Annotated in this window: 24 protein-coding genes; 12 read left to right on the top strand and 12 right to left on the bottom strand. The window is 73.4% G+C overall.

The features are described 5' to 3' along the window. From KBA23_RS03815 to KBA23_RS03805, 3 genes are all read right to left on the bottom strand, one after another. A partial coding sequence (locus tag KBA23_RS03815) for an FAD-dependent oxidoreductase (RefSeq protein ID WP_290737047.1) occupies positions 1 to 221 on the bottom strand: 221 nt, incomplete at its 3' end. Between the two features lie 43 nt (positions 222 to 264). Further along, positions 265 to 786: a GNAT family N-acetyltransferase gene (locus tag KBA23_RS03810; protein WP_290737046.1), complete on the bottom strand. Its 522-nt coding sequence runs from the start codon at positions 784 to 786 to the stop codon at positions 265 to 267. Then, positions 783 to 1343 carry a helix-turn-helix domain-containing protein gene (locus tag KBA23_RS03805; protein ID WP_290737045.1) on the bottom strand — a complete coding sequence of 187 codons (561 nt, stop codon included), beginning with the start codon at positions 1341 to 1343 and terminating at the stop codon, positions 783 to 785. Before KBA23_RS03805 ends, KBA23_RS03810 begins: the two co-directional genes overlap by 4 nt. Before the next feature lie 89 nt (positions 1344 to 1432). Here KBA23_RS03805 and KBA23_RS03800 point away from each other — a divergent pair, with 89 nt between their 5' ends. Beyond that, complete coding sequence (locus tag KBA23_RS03800; protein ID WP_290737044.1) at positions 1433 to 1984, top strand: methylated-DNA--[protein]-cysteine S-methyltransferase; 552 nt, start codon at positions 1433 to 1435, stop codon at positions 1982 to 1984. A 7-nt stretch (positions 1985 to 1991) separates the two neighbouring features. Here the strand turns inward: KBA23_RS03800 and KBA23_RS03795 are convergent, their stop codons facing one another. The 4 genes from KBA23_RS03795 to moaA form a co-directional block, all read right to left on the bottom strand. After that, a complete protein-coding gene (locus KBA23_RS03795) occupies positions 1992 to 3077 on the bottom strand; it encodes a Tat pathway signal protein (protein WP_290737043.1) in 1086 nt (361 codons plus the stop codon). Beyond that, a complete protein-coding gene (gene ligA, locus KBA23_RS03790; RefSeq protein ID WP_290737042.1) occupies positions 3074 to 5188 on the bottom strand; it encodes an NAD-dependent DNA ligase LigA in 2115 nt (704 codons plus the stop codon). Before ligA ends, KBA23_RS03795 begins: the two co-directional genes overlap by 4 nt. Positions 5189 to 5196: 8 nt before the next feature. Next, positions 5197 to 5619, bottom strand: a complete 423-nt coding sequence (locus KBA23_RS03785; RefSeq protein ID WP_290737041.1) for an OsmC family protein — start codon at positions 5617 to 5619, stop codon at positions 5197 to 5199. A 147-nt stretch (positions 5620 to 5766) separates the two neighbouring features. Continuing rightward, positions 5767 to 6798, bottom strand: a complete 1032-nt coding sequence (gene moaA / locus KBA23_RS03780; protein ID WP_290737040.1) for a GTP 3',8-cyclase MoaA — start codon at positions 6796 to 6798, stop codon at positions 5767 to 5769. A 148-nt stretch (positions 6799 to 6946) separates the two neighbouring features. Between moaA and KBA23_RS03775 the strand changes: the two genes are divergently transcribed. Further along, positions 6947 to 7699: a LuxR family transcriptional regulator gene (locus KBA23_RS03775; protein ID WP_290737039.1), complete on the top strand. Its 753-nt coding sequence runs from the start codon at positions 6947 to 6949 to the stop codon at positions 7697 to 7699. A gap of 99 nt (positions 7700 to 7798) precedes the next feature. Continuing rightward, positions 7799 to 8188: a hypothetical protein gene (locus KBA23_RS03770; RefSeq protein WP_290737038.1), complete on the top strand. Its 390-nt coding sequence runs from the start codon at positions 7799 to 7801 to the stop codon at positions 8186 to 8188. 316 nt (positions 8189 to 8504) lie between these two features. Here KBA23_RS03770 and KBA23_RS03765 read toward each other — a convergent pair whose 3' ends face one another. Further along, positions 8505 to 9182 carry a DNA alkylation repair protein gene (locus tag KBA23_RS03765; RefSeq protein ID WP_290737037.1) on the bottom strand — a complete coding sequence of 226 codons (678 nt, stop codon included), beginning with the start codon at positions 9180 to 9182 and terminating at the stop codon, positions 8505 to 8507. Positions 9183 to 9262: 80 nt separating this feature from the next. Here KBA23_RS03765 and ade point away from each other — a divergent pair, with 80 nt between their 5' ends. The 8 genes from ade (at position 9263) to KBA23_RS03725 (ending at position 16847) form a co-directional block, all read left to right on the top strand. Next, complete coding sequence (ade, locus tag KBA23_RS03760; protein WP_290737036.1) at positions 9263 to 11059, top strand: adenine deaminase; 1797 nt, start codon at positions 9263 to 9265, stop codon at positions 11057 to 11059. A gap of 68 nt (positions 11060 to 11127) precedes the next feature. Then, a complete protein-coding gene (locus tag KBA23_RS03755) occupies positions 11128 to 12555 on the top strand; it encodes an AMP nucleosidase (RefSeq protein ID WP_290737048.1) in 1428 nt (475 codons plus the stop codon). Positions 12556 to 12739: 184 nt separating this feature from the next. Then, positions 12740 to 13030, top strand: coding sequence for an HU family DNA-binding protein (locus KBA23_RS03750; protein WP_290737035.1), 291 nt, complete (start codon positions 12740 to 12742; stop codon positions 13028 to 13030). 45 nt (positions 13031 to 13075) lie between these two features. Beyond that, positions 13076 to 13960 carry a DMT family transporter gene (locus tag KBA23_RS03745; RefSeq protein WP_290737034.1) on the top strand — a complete coding sequence of 295 codons (885 nt, stop codon included), beginning with the start codon at positions 13076 to 13078 and terminating at the stop codon, positions 13958 to 13960. Further along, positions 13957 to 14964 (top strand): nicotinate-nucleotide--dimethylbenzimidazole phosphoribosyltransferase, encoded by a 1008-nt coding sequence (cobT, locus tag KBA23_RS03740; protein ID WP_290737033.1) that lies wholly within the window; start codon positions 13957 to 13959, stop codon positions 14962 to 14964. The genes KBA23_RS03745 and cobT overlap by 4 nt, the downstream gene beginning before the upstream one ends. Next, on the top strand, positions 14961 to 15728 hold the full coding sequence (gene cobS, locus KBA23_RS03735; RefSeq protein WP_290737032.1) for an adenosylcobinamide-GDP ribazoletransferase: 768 nt from the start codon (positions 14961 to 14963) through the stop codon (positions 15726 to 15728). Before cobT ends, cobS begins: the two co-directional genes overlap by 4 nt. Next, positions 15719 to 16231: a histidine phosphatase family protein gene (locus tag KBA23_RS03730; RefSeq protein WP_290737031.1), complete on the top strand. Its 513-nt coding sequence runs from the start codon at positions 15719 to 15721 to the stop codon at positions 16229 to 16231. Before cobS ends, KBA23_RS03730 begins: the two co-directional genes overlap by 10 nt. Positions 16232 to 16280: 49 nt before the next feature. Then, on the top strand, positions 16281 to 16847 hold the full coding sequence (locus tag KBA23_RS03725) for an ion channel (protein ID WP_290737030.1): 567 nt from the start codon (positions 16281 to 16283) through the stop codon (positions 16845 to 16847). Between the two features lie 31 nt (positions 16848 to 16878). Here KBA23_RS03725 and KBA23_RS03720 read toward each other — a convergent pair whose 3' ends face one another. After that, the gene (locus KBA23_RS03720) at positions 16879 to 17406 is read right to left on the bottom strand and encodes a hypothetical protein (RefSeq protein WP_290737029.1); all 528 of its coding nucleotides are present in this window, start codon (positions 17404 to 17406) and stop codon (positions 16879 to 16881) included. Between the two features lie 363 nt (positions 17407 to 17769). On the opposite strand from KBA23_RS03720, the gene KBA23_RS03715 reads away from it, so the two are divergent. Continuing rightward, entirely contained in the window at positions 17770 to 19320 is a 1551-nt protein-coding gene (locus KBA23_RS03715) for a CYTH and CHAD domain-containing protein (RefSeq protein ID WP_290737028.1), read from the top strand. A 32-nt stretch (positions 19321 to 19352) separates the two neighbouring features. Here the strand turns inward: KBA23_RS03715 and KBA23_RS03710 are convergent, their stop codons facing one another. From KBA23_RS03710 to KBA23_RS03700, 3 genes are all read right to left on the bottom strand, one after another. Further along, positions 19353 to 20387 carry a LacI family DNA-binding transcriptional regulator gene (locus tag KBA23_RS03710; RefSeq protein ID WP_290737027.1) on the bottom strand — a complete coding sequence of 345 codons (1035 nt, stop codon included), beginning with the start codon at positions 20385 to 20387 and terminating at the stop codon, positions 19353 to 19355. A gap of 172 nt (positions 20388 to 20559) precedes the next feature. Continuing rightward, positions 20560 to 21339, bottom strand: coding sequence for a Bax inhibitor-1/YccA family protein (locus KBA23_RS03705; protein ID WP_290737026.1), 780 nt, complete (start codon positions 21337 to 21339; stop codon positions 20560 to 20562). A 147-nt stretch (positions 21340 to 21486) separates the two neighbouring features. Further along, positions 21487 to 24012 carry an FtsX-like permease family protein gene (locus KBA23_RS03700; RefSeq protein ID WP_290737025.1) on the bottom strand — a complete coding sequence of 842 codons (2526 nt, stop codon included), beginning with the start codon at positions 24010 to 24012 and terminating at the stop codon, positions 21487 to 21489. Positions 24013 to 24028 lie beyond the last annotated feature (16 nt).

Raw genomic sequence — 24028 nt, 5'->3', positions numbered from 1 at the left:
TCCCAGTGCAGGAGGCCGACGGCGTTCTGCTCGTCGTCGTCGGAGCGGAAGGAGTTGGAGCAGACGAGTTCGGCGAGGTTGGCGGTCTGGTGGGCGAAGGTGCCGGTGTGGGGGCGCATCTCGTGGAGGATGACGGGCACGCCCATCTCGGCGGCCTGGAACGCGGCCTCGGCGCCGGCGAGGCCGCCGCCGACGACGTGGATGGGGGCGGGTCGGGTCATGGGGGTGAGGTAGGGGAAAGCGGGACGGAAGGGAAGCGGGGCGTCAGAGCGGCTTGTACATGAAGGTGGTGGCGTCGGGCTGGCGGGTGCGGGGATCGAGGCACCAGCCGGGCAGGACGCCGGCGGCAGCGAAGCCGAGGGCGGCATAGAGCGGTTCGGCGGCGTCGCCGGTTCGGGTGTCGAGGGTGAGGAGGGTTCGGCCGAGGGCGCGGGCCTCGGCCTCGACGGCGGCCATCAGCGCGCGGGCGAGGCCGCGGCGGCGGTGGTCGGGGTGGACGAGGAGCTTGGCCACCTCGGCGCGGTGGGGCTGGTTCGGGGGCGTGTCGTGGAGGAGCTGGACCGTGCCGGCGAGGCGGCCCTGCGCCTCGGCGACGAGGAGGCGGCGCTTGCGGGCGGCGAGCGGGGGCAGGACGGTCTCGCGCCAGAAGGCGGCGGCCTCGGCGGCGGTGAAGGGGAGCAGGAAGCCGACGCTGGCGCCGTCCTCGACGCAGGCGTGGAGGATGTCGGCGAGGGCGGGGAGGCGGGCGGCGAGGCCGTCGGCGTCGAGGCGGCGGACGGCGATCATGTCAGGAACAGGACGTAGCGGGCGCCAGTGTCGGTGGCGAAGGCGGAGGGGCCGTGCAGGCGGTAGCGCAGGCAGTCGCCGGGGGCGAGGGCGTGGCGGCGGCCTTCGATGGTGACGTCGAGCGCGCCTTCGAGCAGGTAGAGGTGGTGTTCGAGGCCCGGGCGCGGCGGCGCGTCGTAGGCGAGGCGGGCGCCGGGGGCGAGGGTGACGTCGAGCCCCTCGCCGGCGAGGTCGCGGGCCGGCGGCGAGACGGCGCGGCGGGTGAAGCCGGCGGCGGGGTCGCGGAAGACCGGCTGGTCGGCGGGGCGGACGAGCGGCGCGAAGCCGTCCTCGACGAGGCGCATCAGCGCGGTCAGGGTCAGGCCGTGCGCGGCGCAGAGGCGGCCGAGGACGGCGGCCGTCGGGCTCGTCTCGGCGTTCTCCAGCCGCGACAGCGTGGCGCGGCTGACCCCGGAGCGGCGGGCGAGTTCGTCGAGCGACCAGCCCTGCGCGCCGCGCAGCGCGCGGAGGCGGTCGGCGAGCTGGCGGTCGAGGGTGTCGTCGAGGTATTCGCTCATATTCGGGAAACTTTCCTGAAACCGGGAGGCGCGTCAAGAAGGACATCGACCGGTCAGGCTCGCGGCGCTATGGTTTCGGGATGGGCGCCGTGGAGGTCAGGGCGGGGATCGGCGGGCAGGCCTTCGACACGGCGCTGGGGCGCTGCGCCGTCGCCTGGAGCGGCCACGGGCTGCGCCGCGTACTGCTGCCCGACCGCGAGGGCGCGGTGCGGCGGCGGCTCGAGCGGATGGGCGCCGGCCCTGCCCCGCCGCCGCCGGACGTCGCCGCGGCCATCGCCGCGATCGTCGCGCATGTCGCGGGCGCGCCGGCGGAGTTCGGCGGCGTGCTTCTCGACGAGGCCGGCGTGGAGCCGTTCGAGCGCCGGGTCTATGCGGCGCTGCGCCGGGTGCCGCGCGGCGTGACCACCACCTATGGCGCGCTCGCCGAAGCGGTTGGCGCGCCCGGGGCCGCCCGCGAGGTCGGCGTGGCGATGGGGCGCAACCCCTGGCCGATCGTCGTGCCCTGCCACCGGGTGCTGGCGGCGGAAGGCCGGCTCGGCGGCTTTTCCGCGCCGGGCGGCGCGGAGACCAAGCGGCGGCTGCTGGCGCTCGAGGGGGTGCATCCGGGCGGGACGCCGGATCTGCCCGGGCTCTTTGGCTGAACGCCCTTCAGGCGAGGACGTCGGCGACCGGCCGGCGCGGCGAGAACGGCAGGAGCGGGCCGAACCCGAAGCGGATCAGCAGATCGGGCCGCTGTCCCGGCTCGCCGGCCAGCGCGGCGAGTTCGGGCCGGAGCGCCGCGACCTCGACCGGCTGGTTGACGAAGGACATGCGGATGTCGCGCGTGGTCGCGGCGAGGGCAAAGCGCTGGCAGGCCCGCCCGACCTGTATCCAGCCGCGCGGACCCGCCTCCTCGGCGAAGACCACGGCGCAGCCGGCGGAGGTCTGCATCTGGCGCGCAAAGCGCGCGGCCTCGGAAGCCGGGGTCATGATCCGCGGCAGGATCGACCGGCCGAGCCAGGTCGGGATAGAGGGATTGCCGCTCGCCCCGGCATAGAGCCCGTCGCCCGTCGCCATGGCGGTGCGCGGATTGAAGCGGATCCAGGCAGCGAGCTCGGCCATGAAGGCGGCGTCGCCCATCTGCACGTCGTTGCCGGCGACGACGAGGTCGCGCAGCCGGCCCATCGCCGCCGGCTCGGTCACGAGGACGATCCGCACGCCCGGAAGCGCCGCAGCCGCCGCGAGCGCCGCGGCGTCCTCCGCCGCGAGCGGCCGACAGTCGTAGTCCGCCCGCGTCGTCTGCCGCCGCCCGATCGCCGCGGCGAGCGGATGGGGCCGCGCCGCGCCGGCGCCGTGGACGTAGGCGATCCCCTCGCCTTCCGCCTCCACCTCCCCCGGCCGGCCGAGCGCGACGCCGGCGACCGCCAGCGTCTCGGCCGCCGCGCCGAGGCTCGTCCAGAGATGGTGGTCGTCGGGGTCGACGACCGGCGTCCGTCGCGCAAGATCCGGCAGGATCTCGATGCGCCCGTCCCCGACCCGGAACCGCCAAGGCTGGGTATTGTGCCCGTTCGGCGCCAGCGCCGCCAGCCGGACCAGTTCCGCGACCTCGGCCGGCGGAGCGCGCCAGGCGCGGAGCCCCGCCGCCCAGCGGTCGTAGTCCGCCGTCGAGCCGACCGCGGCCCGCCAGCCGCCCGCCCCGGCGGCCGCGACGCCGGCTGCCGCGGCGAGCCCGAACACGGCGAGTTGACCGATCATCCGATGAGCTCCAGCCAGTCGTCCTCGCTCAGCACCGCGAGGCCCAGCTCGCGCGCCTTCTTCTCCTTCGAGCCCGCGCCCGGCCCGGCGACGACGTAGTCGGTGCGGGCCGAGACGGAGCCCGCCACCTTGGCGCCGAGCGCCTCGGCGCGGGCCTTGGCCTCGGCGCGGGTCATCCGCTCCAGCGTGCCGGTGAAGACCACGGTCCTGCCGGCGATCGGCGAGCCCTCGGTCGCCGGGGCGGCCACGTCCCCGATGTCGAGACGGGCGACTAAGCGGTCGAGCGCGGCGCGGTTCGCCGGCTCGTGGAAGAAGTCGACCACGCTCGCCGCCAGCACCGGCCCGACGCCGTCGATGTCGCCGAGTTCCTCCCAGGCCGGTCCCTCGTGGCCGCGGGCGGCCTCCATCGCGGCGGCGAAGCGCGCCCAGGAGCCGTAGCGGCGGGCGAGCAGGCGCGCGGCGGTCTCGCCGACATGGCGGATGCCGAGGGCGAAGATCAGCCGGTCGAGCGGGATGCGGCGGCGCTCCTCGATGGCTGCGAACAGGTTCTCGGCCGACTTCTCGCCCCAGCCCTCGCGGTTCCTGACCTGGGTGGCGCAGCCCGGACCGTGCCGCGCCTCCAGCGTGAAGATGTCGGCCGGCTCGACGATCCAGCCGTCGGCGTGCAGGGCCTCGACGGCCTTCGCCCCCAGCCCCTCGATGTCGAAGGCCCCGCGCGACACGAAGTGCTTGAGCTTCTCCACCTGCTGCGCCGGGCAGATCAGCGCGCCGGTGCAGTAGCTGACCGCCTCGCCGGGCTCGCGCACGACGTCCGAGCCGCAGACCGGGCAGGTCGTTGGAAAGACGTAAGCGGCGGGCCCGCGGGGATGGGTCGGGTCGATGTCCTCGACCTTGGGGATCACGTCGCCGGCGCGATAGATCCGCACCCAGTCGCCGACGCGGATGTCGCGGCCGTCGCGGATCGGGTTCCCCTTCGAGTCGCGCCCGGCGATGTAGTCCTCGTTGTGCAGCGTGGCGTTCGCCACCACCACGCCGCCGACGGTGACGGGCAGCAGCCGCGCCACCGGCGACAGCGCGCCGGTGCGGCCGACCTGCACGTCGATGGCCTCGACCCGCGTGCTGGCGCGCTGGGCCGAGAACTTGTGCGCGATCGCCCAGCGCGGTGTGGTGGAGCGGAAGCCGAGCCGGGCTTGCAGGTCGAGGCGGTCGACCTTGTAGACGACGCCGTCGATGTCGTAGCCGAGCGTCGCGCGCTGCGCCTCGATGGCGCGGTAGGAGGCGAGCATGGCCTCCGTCCCGTCGCAGGGCACGGTCAGCGGGTTGGTCGGCAGGCCGAGCGCGGCGAGCCGCGCGATGGCGCCGGTCTGGGTCCCGGCCAGCGGCTCGGAGGTCTCGCCCCAGGCATAGGCGAAGAAGCGCAGCGGCCGGCTTGCGGTGATGCGGGCGTCGAGCTGGCGCAGCGAGCCGGCGGCGGCGTTGCGCGGGTTGGCGAAGGCGCGGGCGCCCATGGCGACCTGGCGGACGTTGAGCGCCGCGAAGTCGGGGTGGCTCATGTAGACCTCGCCGCGGACCTCGAGCACGTCGGGGGCGCCGGGGCCGAGCGCAGCAGGGATGTCGGGGACGACTCGGGCGTTGGCCGTGACGTTCTCGCCGGTCTCGCCGTCGCCGCGGGTGGCGGCCTGCACGAGCCGACCCGCCTCGTAGCGCAGCGACAACGAGAGCCCGTCGATCTTCGGTTCGGCGGTGAAGGCGAGGGGCGCGTCCGCGGCAAGGCCGAGGAAGCGGCGGATGCGCTCGACGAAGTCGGCGATCTCGGCCTCGGCGAAGGCGTTCTCGAGGCTCAGCATCCGCACGGCGTGGCGGACCTTGGCGAAGGTCTCCGCAGGCGCGGCGCCGACCCGCTCGCTGGGGCTGTCGGCGCGCTTCAGCGCGGGGAAGGCGCGCTCGATCGCGGCGTTGCGGCCCTTGAGCGCGTCGTAGTCGGCATCGGAGATCGCCGGCGCGTCGGCCTGGTGATAGGCGAGGTTGGCCGCCGCGATCGCCTCGGCGAGGCGCGCGAGTTCGGCGCGCGCCTCCGCCTCGGTCAGCTCGGCGACCGGACGGCCGTCCATCGCTGCCTTCAGACGAGCTTGGCGTCGAGGGTGATCTCGGCCTTGAAGAGCTTGGAGACCGGGCAGCCGGCCTTGGCGCCGGCGGCGGCCTTCTGGAAGGCCTCGTCGCTCGCGCCCGGGATCTTCGCCCGCAGCGTCAGGTCGATCCGGGTGATCTCGAAGCCGCCCTCGACCGGCACGACGGTGACGGCGGCGGAAGTGGCGATCTCGTCCGCAGTCATCCCGGCGGCGCCGAGCGCGCCGGAGAGCGCCATGGAGAAGCAGGCGGCGTGGGCGGCGCCGATGAGTTCCTCGGGGTTGGTGCCCTTCTCCTCGCCGAAACGCTTGCCGAAGCTGTAGGGGACGTCGGCGAGCACCCCGGATTCGGCCGAGACCGTTCCCTGGCCGTCCTTGATGCCGCCCTTCCAGACGGCGGAGCCGGTGCGCTTCATGTCTCTCTCCCTGTGGTTTGGGCCGGCGGTCGGCCGCGCCCGGATTCGATGCCCGTAGATCTAGCGGCTCGCGGCGGCGGGGCAACGGCAATCGGCCGCGCGCCGTCCTGTGGCCATCACGCGCCCTGCCCTCCGGAAGCCGTACGGTTACCCGCCGGTGTGGCTCATGTGTCGCGACACCTGCCCCGCCACGGTGCGGCGGGAATAGTCGAAGTCGTGGCCCTTCGGCTTGCGGGCGATGGCGGCGCGGATGGCCGCCTCGAGCGCCGTGTCGTCGGTCGTCTCCCGCAGCACGGCGCGCAGGTCGGCCGCATCCTCCTGGCCGAGGCACATGAAGAGCTGTCCGGTGCAGGTCAGCCGGACCCGGTTGCAGCTCTCGCAGAAATTGTGGGTGAGCGGCGTGATGAAGCCGATGCGCTGGCCGGTTTCCGCCACCCGCACGTATCTGGCCGGCCCGCCGGTCCGCTCCGGCGTGTCGCGCAGCGTCCAGCGGCTCGCCAGCTCGGCGCGCAGGTCGCGCAGTGACCAGTATTGGTCGAGCCGGTCCTCGGCGCCGAGGTCGCCCATCGGCATGACCTCGATGAAGGTGAGATCGAAGCCCCGCGTCCCGCACCAGGCGACGAGGTCGTGGACCTCGTCGTCGTTGACGCCCTTCAGCGCCACCGTGTTGATCTTGACCGCGAGCCCCGCCGCCTCGGCCGCGTCGACTCCCGCCATCACCTGCGCCAGCCGCCCCCAGCGGGTGACGCGCGCGAACTTCGCCGGGTCGAGCGTGTCGAGCGAGACGTTGACGCGCCGCACCCCGCAATCGACCAGCTCCGTCGCCAGGCGGCCGAGCTGGCTGCCGTTGGTCGTCAGCGTCAGCTCCCGCAGCGCGCCGGAGGCGAGGTGGCGCGACATGGCGCGGAAGAAGCCCATCACCCCCTTGCGCACCAGCGGCTCGCCGCCGGTGATGCGGAGCTTCTCGACGCCGAGACCGACGAAGGCGCTGCACAGCCGGTCGAGCTCCTCGAGGCTCAGAAGCTCGGCCTTGGGCAGGAAATCCATGTGCTCGGCCATGCAGTAGACGCAGCGGAAGTCGCAGCGATCCGTCACCGACACGCGCAGGTAGCTGATCGCCCGGGCGAAGGGGTCGATCAGGCGCGGGCCGGCGGACGCCGGAGCGGGAATGGCTGGCACGGGTGTTCTCCCCTGGAGACCGAAGTTATGGCCGGCGTCGCCCGGGTTCAAGCAGCGCGCCCGGCTGCTTGCACGCAAGATTTGCAATTCTCGCCGGAATCGAGAGCTTGGAAGTTGAAATGCTCGCGGTGGTGTTATTATCAGTCGCATGGCTGAGTCGCTGACGCCAGACGCCGCCCTGATCGACCCGACGACGTTCGAGATCGGGATCGAGCGGCTCGAACGCCTTGAGGATGTCTGGGCGGCCATGGTGGCCTTCGCGCGCAGTCGCGGCGTGCAGAGATTGGGCTACCACCACCTGCCGCCCCCCGGCGCGACCGACGCCGCCTGCCTCCGGGTCGAGAACGACGGCTTCGGCGAGGCGCTGCTCGCGCAGTATCTCGCCGCCCGCCAGGCCGGGCTGGCCGTCCTCGCCGCCAACGCGGTCAACTGCGTGCAGCCGGTCTATCTCGACGAGCTGGAGCGTCGGCCGGACCTGAGCGAACGCGAGCGCAGCCATCTCGCGCGCTATCGCGCGGCGGGCGTGACCAACGGCCTCGCCTTCTCGGTCTACGGGCCCAACGGGCGCAACGGGCTCTTCGCGGTCGAGATCGCAGAGTCCCGCCTGCCCGCCGAGGACATCGGCGCGCTGCGCTGGGCGGGCCAGGCGATGCATCTGCGCTATTGCGATCTCCTCGTGCCGCAGCTCGGTCGGCTGCCGACGCTGTCCGAACGCGAGGCGGAAGTTCTCGCCTGGGTGGCGCGGGGCAAGTCGAACGCCACGATCGGCGAGATCCTCGGCATCTCCAGCCACACCGTCGACGCGCACCTGCGCCGGATCTATCTCAAGCTCGGCGTCGTCGACCGGCTGTCGGCGGCGCTCCGCGGCCTCGGCTTCGGCCTGATCCGACCCGACGCTTGAGCGGGATCACGCGATCGCGCTAGTCCGCGGGAGGGATTGCGCCGAAGCGGCGCGCGCAATTAACCACACCGACGAAGCGATGGGCGGGACGCAGGGGGAATGCAGACGATTTCCAAGATCGACGACCGGCTGCTGCGCGCGATGCGCGGGGGGGTGGACGCGCTCCCCGACGACCTCGCGCTGCTTCGCGCCTACCTGCGCACGATCGACGCGCTCCTGGCCGAGAAGGCGATGGAAGTCGAGCCGACCTGGTCCGAGGCCTGCGCGGCGGTCGCCGAGGTGGAGACGCTCATGGAGCTCGAGACGGCCGTGGCCGAGAAGGCGATCTCGGTGCGGGCCGGCAACCTCGAGGACGTGCGCACCAAGCTCGAGATCTGGCGGGCTCTGGCCGCCGGCGCCACGGACTGCGACATGTCCTCGCCGCGCGACCGGCTCGTCCTTTCGATCGAAGCCGACCTCGGCCGCATCGGCCGGACGCCGCGCCGCTGACGCTGGCGCAAGGGCGGACGCAGCAAGCCGGCCGCCCGCCCTCCCCGCCCCCCACCGCTGTTCCGACAGGATTTTCCGCCCCACGTGAAACGCACCGAGCCCGCGCGGCGCGGTTTCCCGCCCGTCTGCCGCCCGGGGCAGAGAGACGGTGACGCAGGCGCCACGGCGCAGCGCGCCGCGGGCGCGACGGCGCCGCTGGCCCGACATCGACGCGGCGCCCCGGTCCGGCCGGCGCAGACCGACAGGCCGGCGCCGGCCGGAGAAGACGCCGGCGGTTCAGGACGGCCGGCGGCCGCTCGGAGGAACGGCCGGCGGTTCAGGGCGGCAGGCGGCGCTCGGCCTCGCGGCGGGCGAAGGGCTTCAGGCCGGAACCGGGCCCGGCGAGAAAGGCGCGGACGCGCGCGGGGTCGTGCGGCGCGAGACTGCGCAGCCACCAGCCGATGGCCTTCTGGATGAACCAGTCGCGGTCCGCGACAAGGCGCGCCGCCCAGCCGAGGATGCGCTCGCGCGCGGCGCGTTCCGCCGCGTCGGGGTGATTCGCGCTCGTCCAGGGCAGCGTCGCCACCAGCGCCGCCCGGCGCACCCAGGGGTTGGGGTCCGTGACCCATGCCTCGACGACGTCGAGGCGGTCCGGCACGGCGACGAGCCGGCGCTGCCCCGCCTTGCAGGCATGATCGGCGATCGCCCAGGCGTCGAACCCGGGGACCCAGCGCAGGAACTCGGCCCATGCTTCCGGCTCGTGGTCGGGAATGCGGGCCTGGGTCAGGAGCTTGGCCGCCGCGATGCGCGCCTCATGGATGTCGCTGTCCCAGAGCCGCGCCGCCAGCGCGACGCGGCCGGGGACGTCGCGCCCGGCCCGCCAGCGGTCGGCGAGCGCCTGCACCTCCGGCACGGGCGCCCCGAGATAGCGGCGCGGCGCCTTGTGGTAGGCCGCCATCGTGGCGGCTCGCTCGGGATCGGCGAGGGCTTCGAGCTCCTCGAGGGGGTCGGGCATGGCGGCCTCGCGATGCGGCCCGGCGGCGGCGCCGGGAGAAAGGGCTTGCTGCCTCCCATGCGTCCGTGAGATCTGGCCCCATGTCCAGACCGCCCTTCCCCGCCTGGCCCGACGTGGCCGCCGATCTGATCGCGGTCGCCGCGCGCCGCGCCCCCGCCGATCTCGTCATCCGCAACTGCGCCTGGGTGAATGTCCACTCGCGCGAGGTCATCCCCGGCGCCGACATCGCCATCAGGTCGGGGCGCTTCGCCTCGTGCGGTCCCGATGCGACCGCGATGATCGGGCCCGCCACCCGGGTGATCGACGCGAAGGGCCGCTTCCTGATCCCCGGCCTCTGCGACGGGCACATGCATGTCGAGAGCGGCATGCTCACGGTCACCGAATTCGTCCGCGCGGTGATGCCGCACGGCACGACGACGATGTTCGTCGACCCGCACGAGGTGGCGAACGTGCTCGGGCTCGCGGGCGTGCGGCTGATGCACGACGAGGCGCTCGACCAGCCGGTCAACGTCTTCGTGCAGATGCCCTCCTGCGCGCCCTCCGCGCCGGGGCTGGAGACCACGGGCGCGGAACTCGGGCCCGCGGAGGTCGCCGAGGCGATGGGCTGGCCGAACATCGTCGGCCTCGGGGAAATGATGAACTATCCCGGCGTGGTGCACGGCGATCCGAAGATGCTGGGCGAGATCGCTGCGACCCAGCGCGCCGGCAAGACCGTGGGCGGGCACTACGCCAGCCCCGACCTGACCGACTTTCCCGCCTATGCCGCCGGCGGACCGGCCGACGACCACGAGGGCACGCGCGAGGAAGACGCCATCGCCCGCGTTCGCCAGGGGATGCGCGCCATGCTGCGGCTCGGCTCGGCCTGGTACGACGTCGAGGCGCAGATCACCGCCGTCACCGAGAAGGGCCTCGATCCGCGCAACTTCATCCTCTGCACCGACGACTGCCATTCCGGCACGCTGGTCCACGAGGGCCACATGGACCGCGTGGTGCGCCATGCCATCGACTGCGGGCTCGATCCGCTCATCGCGCTGCAAATGGCGACAATCAACACCGCGACGCATTTCGGGCTGGAGCGCGAACTCGGGTCGATCGCGCCGGGGCGGCGGGCCGACTGCATCCTGACCTCGGACCTGCGCGCGCTGCCGGTCGAGACGGTGATCGCGCGCGGCGAGATCGTCGCGGAGGGCGGCGTCTGCCTCGCGCCGACGCCCGGGTTCCACTGGCCGGACAGCGCCCGGCGCACGGTCAACATGAAGCGCGACCTCGTCGCCACGGATTTCGACATTCCCGCCCCCGCCGCCGCCAACCGGGTGCGGGCGCGGGTGATCGGCGTCGTCGAGAACCAGGCGCCGACGAGAGCGCTCGAGGCCGATCTCGCGGTGCGCGACGGGCTGGTGGAGGCGGCGGGCGAGGTCTGCCAGATCGCGCTCGTCGAGCGGCACCGCGCCACCGGCGGGGTGGTCAACGCCTTCGTCGCCGGCTTCGGCTACGACACGCCCTGCGCCGTCGCCTCGACGGTGGCCCATGACAGCCACCACATGATCGTCGTCGGCACGTCGAAGGAGGAGATGGCGCGCGCCGCCAACCGCCTGCGCGAGATCGGCGGCGGCGTGACGGTCTGGCGCGACGGCATCGAACTCGCCCATGTCGCGCTCCCCATCGCCGGGCTGATGTCGGACGCGCCGGCCGCCGAGGTCGCCGACTGCGCCCAGGGCGTCGTCGCGGCGATGGCGGCCTGCGGCTGCCGGCTCAACAACGCCTACATGCAGCATTCGCTGCTCGCCCTCGTCGTCATCCCGTCGCTGCGCATCTCCGATCTCGGGCTGATCGATGTCGATCGCTTCGAGAAGACCGACCTTTTCCTTCCCGGGTGAGCCTCATGCACCACCGCCAGCCACTCGTCGAACTGCCCGTGATCTCTCCGGATTCGGAGGGCGACGTCATGCTGACCGACGCGGCCGAGGCGGTGGCCGAGATCGCGCGGCGCTATGATCGCGCCACTGCGTTCCTGCGCGACCGCTTCGCCGCGGTGATGGCGGGCGAGACGCCGCAGGGGCGCTATCGCGCCTGTTACCCGATGATCGGCGTGACCACGGGCAGCTTCGCCAAGGCGGATTCGCGGCTCTCGTTCGGGCATGTGGTGGAGCCCGGCGTCTATGCGACCACGATCACCCGGCCCGACCTGTTCCGCGGCTACCTGACCCAGCAGATCGGGCTCCTGATCGAGAACCACGGGATGCCGGTCCGCGTCGGCGACAGCGACACGCCGATCCCGCTGCACTTCGCCATGGGCGAGACCGCATATGTCGAGGGCTCGATCGAGGACACGCTGCACCGGCCGCTGCGCGACATATTCGACGTGCCGGACCTCAACACCACTGACGACCATATCGTGAACGGGGTCCTGCGGCTCGGCCCCGACGGCGCGCGTCCGCTCGCGCCGTTCACGGCGCAGCGCATCGACTACTCGCTGGCGCGGCTCGCTCACTACACGGCGACGAGCCCGACGCATTTCCAGAACCACGTCCTGTTCACCAACTACCAGTTCTACATGGACGAGTTCGTGGAATACGCCCGGGCCGCCCTGGCTGACCCCGGATCGGGCTACACCAGCTTCGTGGGGCCGGGCAACACGGTGGCGACGCGCGAGCAGCCCTCCATTCCCTCGGCGCTGAAATCGCCGCAGATGCCGACCTATCACCTGATCCGCGAGAACCACTCGGGGATCTCGATGGTCAACATCGGCGTCGGACCCTCCAACGCCAAGACCATCACCGACCATATCGCGGTGCTCAGGCCCCATGTCTGGCTGATGCTCGGGCACTGCGCCGGCCTGCGCAACTCGCAGAGCCTCGGCGACTACGTGCTCGCGCACGCCTACATGCGCGAGGACCACGTCCTCGACGACGACCTCCCCGTCTGGGTGCCGATCCCGCCGCTCGCCGAGGTGCAGGTCGCGCTCGAGGACGCCGTCGCCGAGGTCACCGGGCTCGCCGGCTACGAACTCAAGAAGATCATGCGCACCGGCACGGTGGCCACCATCGACAACCGCAACTGGGAGCTCGACGACCAGCGCGGCCCGGTGCAACGGCTCTCCCAGGCCCGCGCCATCGCCCTCGACATGGAGAGCGCCACCATCGCCGCCAACGGCTTCCGCTTCCGCGTGCCCTACGGCACGCTGCTCTGCGTTTCCGACAAGCCGCTCCATGGCGAGCTGAAACTGCCCGGGATGGCGACCGCCTTCTACAAGCGCCAGGTCGCCCAGCATCTCCTGATCGGGATCCGGGCCATGGAGACGCTCCGCGACATGCCGCTCGAACGACTCCACTCGCGCAAGTTGCGGAGCTTCGACGAGACCGCCTTCCTTTGACCGACCGGCGCGGGTTGGGCGAGCGCCTAACTCGCGTCATAATTGTAGCAGCATGGGCAAAAATGCGCTTGGACCCGCGTGTCGGCGATTGAGTTCGCCGGCGCGAGAGGTTCTAGTGCCCCGCACGCCCGCGTGAACTCAAGGCGCGAGGCTTTTCGAGGGCGATGAGACAAGGGAACGCCAGATGACACAAAAGCCCATGACGAAGACCCAGCTGGTGGCGGCGATCGCCGAGAACGCCGGCCTGGACAAGACCGCGGCCAACCGGGCCCTCGACGCCCTGACGAACGTCGTCACGCGCGAGGTCGCCGCGGGCGGCGCCGTCACGCTGCCCGGCCTCGGCAAGTTCGCCTGCCGCACCCGGCCCGAACGCGAGGTGCGCAACCCCTCGACCGGCGAGAAGATGACGAAGCCGGCCGACCGGGTGGCCAAAGTCACCATCGCCAAGCAGCTCAAGGACGTCATCAACGCCTGACGCCACCGGACCGGCGAAGCGGCGAACCTCCTCCGGGGAGCGGACATGGACTGGAAGGCGATCGGACTTGGCGTCGCGTTCGTCGCGATGTGGAGTTCGGCCTTCACCTCGGCGCGCATCGTGGTTCAGGACGCGCCGCCGTTCCTCGCCCTTACCGTCCGGTTCCTGATCTCCGGAGGGATCGCGCTCGCCATCGGCGCCGCCCTGCGCCAGCGCCTGCCGACGGGGCGGGCGCAGTGGACGTCGGTGCTGGTCTTCGGCCTTTGCCAGAACGCGCTCTATCTCGGCCTCAACTTCCTCGCGATGCGCACGCTCGACGCCTCGGTGGCGGTGATCGTCGCGAGCCTGCTGCCGATGATCGTCGCGGGCCTCGCCTGGGCGGCCCTCGGCGAGCGGCTCGCGCCGCTCGCGACGGCGGGACTCGTCGCGGGCTTCGCCGGCGTCCTCGTCATCATGACCGCCCGGCTCGGCTCGGGCGCCGACCCGGTGGCGCTGGCGCTCTGCTTCGCCGGAGTCGTCGCGCTCTCGGTGGCGACGCTGCTGGTGCGCGGGGCCTCCGGATCCGGGGGGCTCTGGATCATCGTCGGGCTCCAGATGCTAGTCGGCGCCGTGCTGCTCCTGCCCGTGGCGTTCTTCTTCGAGACGTGGACGGTGAACTGGACGCCGGAGCTGATCCTGGCCTTCGTCTATACCGTGCTGTTCCCCGGGCTCGCGGCCACGATGATCTGGTTCGTCCTCGTCGGCCGGATCGGCGCCACGCGGGCCGCGACCTTTCATTTCCTCAACCCGTTCTTCGGGGTCGCCGTCGCGGCGCTCGTGCTCGACGAGCAGGTGACGCTGCGCGACGGTCTCGGCGTCGCCATCATCATGGCCGGGATCCTCGCGGTCCAGATCAGCCGGAAGCCGCCCGAGCCCCTCCTTCCCGAATGAGCGAAACGCGCGACTTCGAGGCGCGTCTGCGGGCCGCCATCGACGGCAAGACCAAGCCGCTCGGCGCGCTCGGCCGGGTCGAGGCGCTGGCGGCGCAGATCGCGCGCACGCAGGGCACGCTGGAGCCCCGACTCGACGCCTGCGCACTGACGATCTTCGCCGCCGACCATGGCGTCGCCACCGAGGGGGTGTCGGCCTATCCGCAGGACGTCACCCGGCAGATGCTCGCGAATTTCCTCGCCGGGGGCGCGGCGGCGACCGTGTTCGCCGCCGGCCTCGGCGTGCCCGTGACGGTGGTCGACGCCGGCGTCGCCGGGCCGCCGCTCGACGCGCCCGGCCTGGTCTCGCGGCGGATCGCGCCGGGCACCGCGAGCTTCCTGCACGGTCCCGCGATGTCGCGCGCGGAACTGGCCCGCGCGCTCGACGCCGGCCGCGCGCTCGGCGCGGGGCCGGTGACGACGGCGGCCGCCTTCGGCGAGATGGGGATCGGCAACACCGCCGCCGCCGCCGCCGTGGCGCACAAACTGACCGGCCTGCCCCTCGACACGCTCGTCGGCCGCGGCGCCGGGCTCGACGACGCCGGGCTCGCCCGCAAGCGCGCCATCGTCGGCCGCGCCTGCGCCCGGACCGCGGACCGCCTCGATCCGGAGGCGGCGCTGGCCGAGTACGGAGGCTTCGAGATCGCCATGATGACGGGCGCCATGCTCGGCGCCGTCGCGGCCGGTCGGGTCGTGCTCGTCGACGGCTTCATCGCCACCGCCGCGGCCGCCTGCGCCGGGGCGATGGCGCCCGAGGCCCGCGGCGCGCTCGTCTATGCGCACCGCTCGGCCGAGAACGGCCACGGAGCGCTGCTCGACCATCTCGGGGCCCGGCCGCTTCTCGACCTCGGGATGCGTCTCGGCGAGGGCTCGGGCGCGCTGCTCGCCTGGCCGATCGTCCGGGCCGCGGCGGACATGCTGCGCGACATGGCGAGCTTCGAGAGCGCCGGGGTGTCGCGGGCATGAGGGCCCGCCTCGGCGAGGAATGGGCGATCTTCCTGCTCGCGGTCCAGTTCCTCACCCGGCTTCCCCTGCCCCGCGAGCTCGGCTGGACGCCGGCGCGCATGGCCGCCACCCCGCGCTGGCACCCGGCGGTCGGCGCGCTGGTCGGCGCGCTGGCCGGCGCCGTCTTCTGGGCCGCCGGCCTCGTCTGGCCGCCCGCCGTCGCCGCGCTGCTCGCGGTCGCCGCCGGCCTCCTCGCCACCGGCGCCTTCCACGAGGACGGACTCGCCGACGCCTGCGACGGGCTCGGCGGCGGCACGGCCCGCGAGCGGGCGCTGGAGATCATGCGCGACAGCCGCATCGGAACCTACGGCGCCGCGGCGCTGACGCTCATCCTCGCCGGCCGCATCCTCGTCCTCGCGTCCCTGCCCGTCGCGCTCGCACCCCTCGCCCTCGTCGCCGGCCACGCGGCCAGCCGCGCCTCGTCGGTCCTCGTTCTCGCCACCAGCCGCTACGTCCGCGACCACGGGACCGGCAAGCCGGTCTCCAGCGGCGTCGGCCCCCGCAGCCTCGCCGTCGCGCTCGCCTGCGGCCTCGCCGCCGTCCTGCCGCTGGCCCTCGCCGCGCCGCTCGCGGCCGTCGCCGGCCTCGGCGGCCTCGCGCTCGGCCACGTCCTCATGCGCAGCCGCTTCGAGCGGCGGCTCGGCGGCTATACCGGCGACTGTCTCGGCGCCGTGCAGCAGACGAGCGAGATCGGCTTCTACCTCGGCGCGCTGGCGTGCCTGTGATCATCCTGCGCCACACGCGCCCGGACGGGCACGAGGGCCTCTGCTACGGCCGCACCGACCTCGCGCTCGCGCCCGATTTCGAGGCCGACGCCGCCGCGATCCTTGCGGGCCTTCCCCCCGTCTCCGCCATCCGGTCGAGCCCGCTCTCGCGCTGCCTCCGCCTCGCCGAGCGCATCGCCGCCGCCCGTCGCCTGCCGCTCGCGACCGATCCCCGCCTCGCCGAGTTCGACTTCGGCGCCTGGGAGGGCCGCGCCTGGGCCGACATCCCGCGCGCCGAGCTCGACGCCTGGGCGGCCGACTTCCGCCACGCCCGCCCCCATGGTGGCGAGACCGTGGCCGAACTCGGCGCGCGCGTCGCCGCCGCGCTCGCCGAGGCCACGCCCGGAACCCTGTGGGTCGCCCATGCCGGCGTCGCCCGCGCCGCCGCGGCCGTTCTCGGCCATGCCGGGGGCTGGGAGATGCGCCTCGGCTTCGGCCGCTGGCTCGACCTCCGCGGACGTTGACAGCCGGCGCCCCGCGCCGCAAACGGGGGCGCGCGACGGGGAAAGGCTCATGGAAAATCTGGCGCAAACCGGCGAGCAACTCGCGCAGACCGGCGAACACCTCGCGCAGACCGGCGCCCAGTTGGCGCAGGCGTCGCCGGTTTTCGAGGTCGGGATCGGCCTCCTGATGCTGATCGCCACGATCCTGGTCCACGGCGTCGGCCTGCGCGTCGTGGTGCGCATCTTCAACCACCACTGGGCCCGCGTGACCTCTGCGACCCGGCACTGGCGGAGCAACCTGATCCTCGCCGCCGCCGTCGGCTCGCTGGCGACGCTGCACATGATCGAGACGCTGCTCTTCGCGCTGCCGCTCTACTGGCAGGGGCTCTTCGCCACCCTGCGCGACAGCTACTACTACGTGCTCGAGAGCTACACGACGCTCGGCGAGGGCGCGGTGCAACTGCCGCAGCAATGGCGTCTGCTCGGGCCGATCATCGCCATGGCCGGCCTGTTCACCTTCGGCTGGACCGGGTCGGTGCTGGTGTCGATCATGGCCCAGGTCGGCCATATCGACCGCCAGCAGGCCCGGCGGAACGCCGGGGCCGACGGCCCGGACGGCGAGGGATCCGGAGGCTGACGCGCCCTCCGGCCGAGGCGCGCCACGGCGCTCAGCGCCAGACGAGGCCGCCGCCCTTGCGGGCGCCCCACGGACCGAGGACGACGTTCCGGTCGGCCAGTTCGGCGCGCGCGTCGCCGCTGCCGGCGCGGGCGCGGTCGAGCAGCACGCGGGCGTCGTCGTCGCGACCGCGACCGGCCGCCACCGCGATCACGTCGCGCATGTGCACGAAGCCGTAGGCCTGCTCGGTCATGTCCGCCGCGTCGTAGGCGGTCTGGCCGACGCCGACATAGTGGCGGATCGTGCCGTTGCGCAGCAGGCGCTCCTGGAAGAAGGCGCAGGCGATCAGGCACTCGTCGGCGAGCGCTCGCAGGATGTCGCGGGGCGCGCGCCCGTCGAGGGCGCGGGTCATCCGGACCGTCAGCAGGTCGGCGTCGATCGCCTTGCCGATGAAGCGGGCGAAGGTGATGGAGAGATACGCCTCGAGCGTCCGCGTCAGCGGTATTCCGGCCTTTTCCATGCCGGAGCGGACGAAATCCGAGGCGATGCCGAGTTCGGGGCCGAGGCTGGCGTTCTTCATGGCTGACGGGACCGGAGCGATCGGGCCGGGGGGGAGAAACGGCCCCCGGCGGGTTGCGATGTCCTGGACGCGCGTCCTGCCATGATCACCTCACGTCACGCTCCCCCGCCGGCCCCCGATCTTGCGCAACCTATCGGACAAAGGTTAATCCTCTCTCGGAGGGGCGGCGGCTGAAGGACCGGATACGGGAAAGAGCGGCCAGAAGGCGGATCGGGACTTGAGCGATCGGTCTCGGGGCCATGCGGACTCCACGAACTGGGCGAACGAGTACAACGCGTCTTTCCGATTTCAACGCTAGCACGACCGGGCCGGTTCCGCAAAAACGACTTCGCGACCGCGGCGCGGCATGGAGCCGAGTGTGACATGATCGAGACGGAGCTGAAGATCGCGCTCGACCACGCCGAGGCGGCGCGGCTCGCCCGCAGCCCCGCCCTCCCGGGCCTCCGCGAGGGGCCGCGCCAACGCAAGCGGCTGGTCTCGATCTATGTCGACACCGCCGGGCATGCGCTGGCCGAGGCAGGAGTCGCGCTGCGGCTGCGCCGGATCGGGCGGCGCTGGGTGCAGACGGTCAAGCGCGGCCGCCGCGCCGGCGGCGCGGGGCTGTTCTCGCAGGAGGAGATCGAGGTTCCCGCCCCCGGCGGCCGTCTCGCGCTCGGCGGGCCCGACCCGAGCGGCGCCTATGCCGCCATCGCCGAGGCCACGGGCGGCGCTCCGCTTCAGCCCGTCTTCGAGACCCGCGTCGAGCGCATCATCGAGCGGCTGCGGATGCGGGACGGCGTCGTCGAGCTGGCGCTCGACCGCGGCGAGGTCGTCTCGGGCGGCGCGCGCGCGCCGATCCTCGAAGCGGAGATCGAGCTGATCGACGGCGAGATCGCCGCGGTCTTCGATCTCGCGCGCCTGCTGTTTCCGAACGGGCCGGTGCGCTTCGCCACCGCCAACAAGAGCGCGCTCGGCTATCGCCTCGCCCGGGGCGAGCCGCCGCCCGGACCGCCCCGCCCGCGGAACGCCGGGACCGTCGCCTTCGACGCCGAGACCAACATCGAGACCGCCGCGCGCGACGTCCTGCGCGACTGCTTCGCGCAGGTGGCGCAGAACCTCGTCGTCACCCTCGCCTCCGACGACCACGAGGGACCGCACCAGCTCCGCGTCGGGCTGCGACGGCTGCGCACCGCGCTCGCGGTGTTCGGGCCGAGCCTCGGCGCGGAACGGCTGGGTCCGCTCTCGGCGGCGGCGCAGCGGCTCGGACGGGTGGTCGGCCGCCTGCGCGACGCCGACGTGCTGATGGACGAGGTCGTCGCCGGCGCCGCCGGGACCGGCCTCGACGCGCCGGCGCGCGCGGCGCTCGACGCCGCGCTGGCCGAGCGGCGCCACGCGATCCGCGCCGAGGTGCGCGCGCACCTGGCGGGGTCCGAGACGACCGGGTTCGTCTTCGACCTTCTCGAGACCATCGAGGCGCGCGGCTGGCTCGACCCGGCCGACTACGCGCAGACGGCGCGCCTCGCGACGCCGGTCGCCGAACGGGCCCCCGTCCTCCTCGACGCCAGGCTGCGCAAGGCGGTGAAGCGGGGCCGGCGGATCGAGACGCGCGACGCGGAGGCCCTGCACGAACTCCGCAAGGAGCTGAAGAAGCTGCGCTACGCCGCCGAGATGCTGGGCCCGGTCTTTCCCCGCAAGAAGGTCGAGGCGTTCCTGCGGCCGCTCAAGGACCTGCAGGACGCCTTCGGCAGCCTCAACGACGGCGCGATGGCGACCGGGAAGCTGACCGGCGACGATGCCCCCGGCGCCGGCGACCCGGCCGTGCAACGCGCCGTCGGCTGGACGCTCGGCGTCCTCTCCGCTCGCGCGCAGGTTGACCGCCCCCGCCTCTTCGAGCGCTGGCGCACCTTCGGCCACGCCGCCCCCTTCTGGCGCTGAGCCCGCGGCCAGCGGCGCCGCCCCCGCCGCCCTCAACCCGGAGCGGGGCCGTGGCTCCCGCGGGGGACGAAGGGCGGGCGAATGAGGCGGGTCTCGGGGGGCGCGTCGGGATCGGCGATGGCGCGGGTGAGCATCCCCGCCATCGCCTCGGCGCTCTGGTGAATCAGCGAATCGAACGTGGTCAGCCCCGGCGCGGCGAGCGCCGCCTCGGGGGTGTTGTCGAACCCCACGACGGAGAGGCCGCCCGGCACGTCGATCCCGAGCTTCGCCGCCTCCTCGATGACGCCGATCGCGATGCCGTCGAAGACGCCGAGCACGGCCGTGGGCCGGTCCGCCCGGCCGAGCAGGCCGCGCACCGCCGCCGCCCGTCGGGCCCGGTCGAAGCGCGGCACGGCGATCGTCTCGAACGTGACCGCCGGATCGGCGCGAACGGCGATCCCGTCGCGCAGCCCGGCCTCGCGGTGGGCGCGGAAGGTCGTCGGTTCGTCGATGGTCACCAGCGCGAAGCGACGGTGACCGAGCGCATGGAGCATGTCGAACGCCTGCGCGAAGGCGAGATGGCCGTCGGTGTCGAGCCAGGAGAAACCCGCCCCGCCGTCGCTGGTGCGGCCGTGGGCGACGAAGGGGAAGCGCTGCGCGGTCAGGAACTCGACGCGCGGATCCGCCTCGGTGACGCGGGCGATGACCACGCCGTCGGCGCGGCCGCCGACCACGAGGCTGCGGATGACGTCGAGCTCCGTCCGGCTCGCCGGGACGGTGGTCAGGATCAGATCGACTTCGGTGCGGCCGAGCCCGGCCGTCAGCCCCGAGACGAATTCGCCGAGGAAGGCGTCGCCGACGCCGTAGCCGCGCACCGGCAGCGCCAGCGCGGCGAGGCCGGAACGGCCCGAGACCAGGGCCCGGGCGGCGCGGTTCGGCACATAGCCGATCTCGCGCGCGGCAGCGGCGACCCGCTCGCGCGTTTCCGGTGCGATGCGAGCATGGCCGGACAGGGCCCGGGAGGCGGTGGCCACCGAGATGTCGAGCTTGGCCGCGAGGTCTTTCAGCGTCTTGCCCTTCCGGGACAAAGGCGCGCCTCCGAAGCGTTTCCCCGAAGGCCACCTACCATGCCGGTCAAAGCGCGCAATCGCTTTCCGGGACGGAGTTTCCGACAATCGGCGGCATTCTGCCGGCGGGCGGCGCGCACGAAAAAGCCGCCGGACCCTTCGGTCCGGCGGCTCTCGCGATCCGCGTCGGGACTTACTGCCGGTTGCCGAAGAGCGACAGCAGCATCATGAACATGTTGATGAAGTTCAGGTAGAGGCTCAGCGCGCCGAGGATGGCGGCATGGCCGAGATAGGCCTCGCCCTGGGTGCCGGCGAGCTGGAGGTACTCGTTCTTCAGCCGCTGGGTGTCGAAGGCGGTCAGGCCGGCGAAGACCAGCACGCCGATCGCCGAGACCGCGAACATCAGCGCCGGCGAGCCGAGGAAGATGTTGACGATCGAGGCCACCACGACGCCGATCAGGCCCATGAACAGGAACGTGCCCCAGCCGGAGATGTCCTTCCGCGTGGTGTAGCCCCAGAGGCTCAGCGCCGCGAAGGCGATCGCCGTCACCAGGAACACCTGCACGATCGACATCCCGGTGAACACCAGGAAGATCGACGAGATCGACACGCCCATCACCGCGGCGAAGGCGTAGAACGCGATCTGCGCCGCGCCGGCCGACATGCGGGAGATGCCCGCGCTCAGCCCGAACACGAAGAGCAGCGGCGCGAACATGACGAGCCACTTCAGCGGCGAGGCATAGATCGCGACGCCGAAGCTCGTCAGATACTTGCCCTCGCCGATCATGTACTCGGTCGGGACGCCGGAGACCGACAGGCCGGCGACGGCCCATGCGGCGAGCGCGGTGATGATCATGCCCACGGACATCGTGCCGTAGACCTTGCTCATGTGGGCGCGCAGGCCCTCGTCGTACGTCGTCGTGCGGACTCCGGCGCCGACGCCGGGGCGACGCACCGTTTCGAATTCCGCCATCGATCCCTCCATGCAAACGGGTCGGCCGCAAGGACGCGCCTCCGGCCCTGATGGCAATATCGGGAAAAACCGGGACCGTTTCAAGCAGAACCAAGACGAATCATGCCGAAGAATCACATACGTTTTCGTGCGATGCGCGTCCTTGCCTCAGCCACGGGCCCGCAATGTCCGCGCCGGTCGCGCCGCGAGCGGCCTTGCGGCGAAGGCGAGACCGGCGAGCAGGCTCGCCGCCGCGCCCGCCGCCACGATGGCGAGGGCGGGTCCGGGCTCGAAGCGGAAGTCGCCCTCGAGGAGCCGCGTCACCGCCCACCAGCCGCCCACGGCGCCTGCGACCACCGCCACCACGCCCGCCGCCGCGCCGACGATGGCGGCGCGCAAGGCGAAGCTCGCGAGGATGGTCCGCCGCTCCGCCCCGAGCGTCTTCAGCACCGCCGTCTCGTAGACGCGCCGCCACTCGCCCGCCGCCGCCGCGCCGATCAGCACGACGATCCCGGTGGCGAGCGTCACCGCCGCGGCCCAGCGCGTCGCCGCCGCGATGCCCGCCAGCGCCTCGCCGAACCGCGCGATCCCCTCGCGCACGCTCACCGCCGTGACGTTCGCCATCGCGTCCGCCACGGCGTGCACCAGCGGGGCCTCCGCCTCCGGCGCCGCGTAGACCGTGGCGATGTGGGTATGCGGCGCGCCCGCGAGCGCCGCCGGATCGACCGCGATCAGGAAGTTGATGCCCATGCTGCGGAACTCGACCTTGCGGAAGCTCGCGATCCGCGCCGTGAGCTCCCGCCCCAGCACGTTGATCGTCATCTCGTCGCCGAGGCGCAGCCCCATCTCCGCCCCCTCCCCGGCGGCGAAGCTCATCAGCGGCGGCCCGGCGTAGTCCTCGGGCCACCACTCCCCCTCGACGATCTCGGTCCCCTCGGGCGGCGCCGCGGCATAGGTCACGCCCCGGTCGCCGTTCAGCGCCCAGTGCGGCCCGACCGCCTCGCGCGCCGGCCGGCCGTTCACGCGGGCGATCACGCCGCGCAGCATCGGCGCCGTCTCGATCTCCTCCACGCCGGGCACCCCGGCGGCGATCTCGCGAAACGCCTCGAGCTGGTCGTTCTGAATGTCGACGAAGAAGAACGCCGGGGCGCGCTCCGGCAGGTCGGCCGCGATCATCCGCCTGAGGTTCCCGTCGATCTGCCCGACCGCGGCGAGCACCGAGAGCCCGAGGCCGAGCGACATGACCACCGCCGCGGTCTCCGCCCCCGGCCCGCCCACCGCCCCGAGCGCCCAGCGCAGCGCCGGCCGCCCCCGCGCCGCGCCCGCCCGCGCGGCGCGGCGCGCCAGCGCCTGCGCGGCGCGGGCCGCCAGCCACAGCGCCACCAGCGCGCCGGCGACGCCCGCCGCCATCGAGAGCGCGATCGTCTGCTCGCCCGAAAGCCGGGCGGCGAGCCCGACCAGCGCCGCGGCGAGCGCCGCCGTCGCCGCCATCGCGCCGGCCGCCGGCCGGCCCCGCTCGATCCCGCCGACGTCGCGAAAGATCGCCGCCGCCCGCACGTCCCTCACCCGCGCCAGCGGCCAGAGCGTGAAGACGAACGCCGTCAGCGCGCCATACACCGCCGCCTCCGCCAGCGCCCGCTCGTAGATCGCCGGCACCATCGGCGCCGGCAGCCGGTCCGCCGCCAGCGGCGCGGCGAGAAACGGCGCGAGCGCCCCGAGCGCGAGACCGGCGGCCACGCCCACCGCCGCCAGAGCCGCCACCTGCGCGAGATAGACCGCGTAGATCGTCCGCCCCGATGCCCCGAGCGTCTTCAGCACCGCGATCGTCTCGGTCTTGCGCTCCAGATGACTGCGCACCGCCGCCGCCACGCCGACCCCGCCGACCGCGAGCCCGGCGAGCCCCATCAGCACCAGGAACGACCCCAGCCGCTCGACGAACCGCCCCACGCCCGGCGCCCCCTCGCGCCGGTCGCGCCAGCGCAGCCCCCGATCCGCGAAGCGGCCCTCGGCCTCCGCCTTCAGCCCCGCGAGGCTTGCCCCCTCCGGCACGACCAGCCGATAGGACGAGTTGAAGAGCGTCCCCTCCCCCAGCAGCCCGCTCGCCGCCAGCGCGTCGCGCCGCACGATCACCCGCGGCCCGAAGGCGAAGGCGCTCGCCGCCGCGTCCGGCTCCGACGCCAGCCGCCCGGTCACCCGGAAATCCTGCGTCCCGAGCCGCAGCACGTCGCCGACGCCCGCCCCCAGCCGGTCGAGCAGCAGCCCCGCCGCGACCATCCCCGGCAATCCGTCCGTCCCGGCCAGCGCGCCCGCGAGATCCCCGCCCCCCTCCAGCACGGCCGCGCCGATGAGCGGATAGGCGTCGTCGACCGCCTTCACCTGCACCAGCGCCCGCTCGCCGCCGGGCCGCGCCGCCATCGAGCGGAAATCGACGATCTCCGAGACCGCGACGGCGTTCTCCGCCATCCATGCGCGCTCCGCCGCATCCGCGAAGCGATAGGTGAACTCCAGCTCCACGTCCCCGCCGAGAAGCCGCGCCGCCTCCCGGTCGAGCCCCGCCTCGATCGCCGAGCGCACCGAGCCCACCGCCGCAATCGCCGCCACCCCGAGCGCGAGGCAGGCGAGGAACACCCGGAACCCGGCAATGCCGCCGCGCAGCTCGCGCAGCGCGATCCGCAGCGCCACAGGCGCCCTCACCGGACCGGCCCCCGCG

The organism is Amaricoccus sp., from assembly GCF_017995835.1.
Classification (GTDB): domain Bacteria; phylum Pseudomonadota; class Alphaproteobacteria; order Rhodobacterales; family Rhodobacteraceae; genus Amaricoccus.
The sequence above is the reverse complement of the archived record's forward strand: the minus strand, read 5'-3'. Positions and strand labels throughout refer to the sequence as shown.

Coding starts and splice junctions, on each gene's coding strand:
- KBA23_RS03725 (WP_290737030.1), top strand. CDS start 16,281: ATGGAAAATCTGGCGCAAACCGGCGAGCAACTCGCGCAGACCGGCGAA.
- KBA23_RS03765 (WP_290737037.1), bottom strand. CDS start 9,182: ATGCCCGACCCCCTCGAGGAGCTCGAAGCCCTCGCCGATCCCGAGCGA.
- KBA23_RS03720 (WP_290737029.1), bottom strand. CDS start 17,406: ATGAAGAACGCCAGCCTCGGCCCCGAACTCGGCATCGCCTCGGATTTC.
- KBA23_RS03810 (WP_290737046.1), bottom strand. CDS start 786: ATGATCGCCGTCCGCCGCCTCGACGCCGACGGCCTCGCCGCCCGCCTC.
- cobS (WP_290737032.1), top strand. CDS start 14,961: ATGAGGGCCCGCCTCGGCGAGGAATGGGCGATCTTCCTGCTCGCGGTC.
- KBA23_RS03705 (WP_290737026.1), bottom strand. CDS start 21,339: ATGGCGGAATTCGAAACGGTGCGTCGCCCCGGCGTCGGCGCCGGAGTC.
- cobT (WP_290737033.1), top strand. CDS start 13,957: ATGAGCGAAACGCGCGACTTCGAGGCGCGTCTGCGGGCCGCCATCGAC.
- KBA23_RS03745 (WP_290737034.1), top strand. CDS start 13,076: ATGGACTGGAAGGCGATCGGACTTGGCGTCGCGTTCGTCGCGATGTGG.
- KBA23_RS03785 (WP_290737041.1), bottom strand. CDS start 5,619: ATGAAGCGCACCGGCTCCGCCGTCTGGAAGGGCGGCATCAAGGACGGC.
- KBA23_RS03805 (WP_290737045.1), bottom strand. CDS start 1,343: ATGAGCGAATACCTCGACGACACCCTCGACCGCCAGCTCGCCGACCGC.
- KBA23_RS03775 (WP_290737039.1), top strand. CDS start 6,947: ATGGCTGAGTCGCTGACGCCAGACGCCGCCCTGATCGACCCGACGACG.
- ligA (WP_290737042.1), bottom strand. CDS start 5,188: ATGGACGGCCGTCCGGTCGCCGAGCTGACCGAGGCGGAGGCGCGCGCC.
- KBA23_RS03715 (WP_290737028.1), top strand. CDS start 17,770: ATGATCGAGACGGAGCTGAAGATCGCGCTCGACCACGCCGAGGCGGCG.
- KBA23_RS03770 (WP_290737038.1), top strand. CDS start 7,799: ATGCAGACGATTTCCAAGATCGACGACCGGCTGCTGCGCGCGATGCGC.
- KBA23_RS03755 (WP_290737048.1), top strand. CDS start 11,128: ATGCTGACCGACGCGGCCGAGGCGGTGGCCGAGATCGCGCGGCGCTAT.
- KBA23_RS03750 (WP_290737035.1), top strand. CDS start 12,740: ATGACACAAAAGCCCATGACGAAGACCCAGCTGGTGGCGGCGATCGCC.
- ade (WP_290737036.1), top strand. CDS start 9,263: ATGTCCAGACCGCCCTTCCCCGCCTGGCCCGACGTGGCCGCCGATCTG.
- KBA23_RS03795 (WP_290737043.1), bottom strand. CDS start 3,077: ATGATCGGTCAACTCGCCGTGTTCGGGCTCGCCGCGGCAGCCGGCGTC.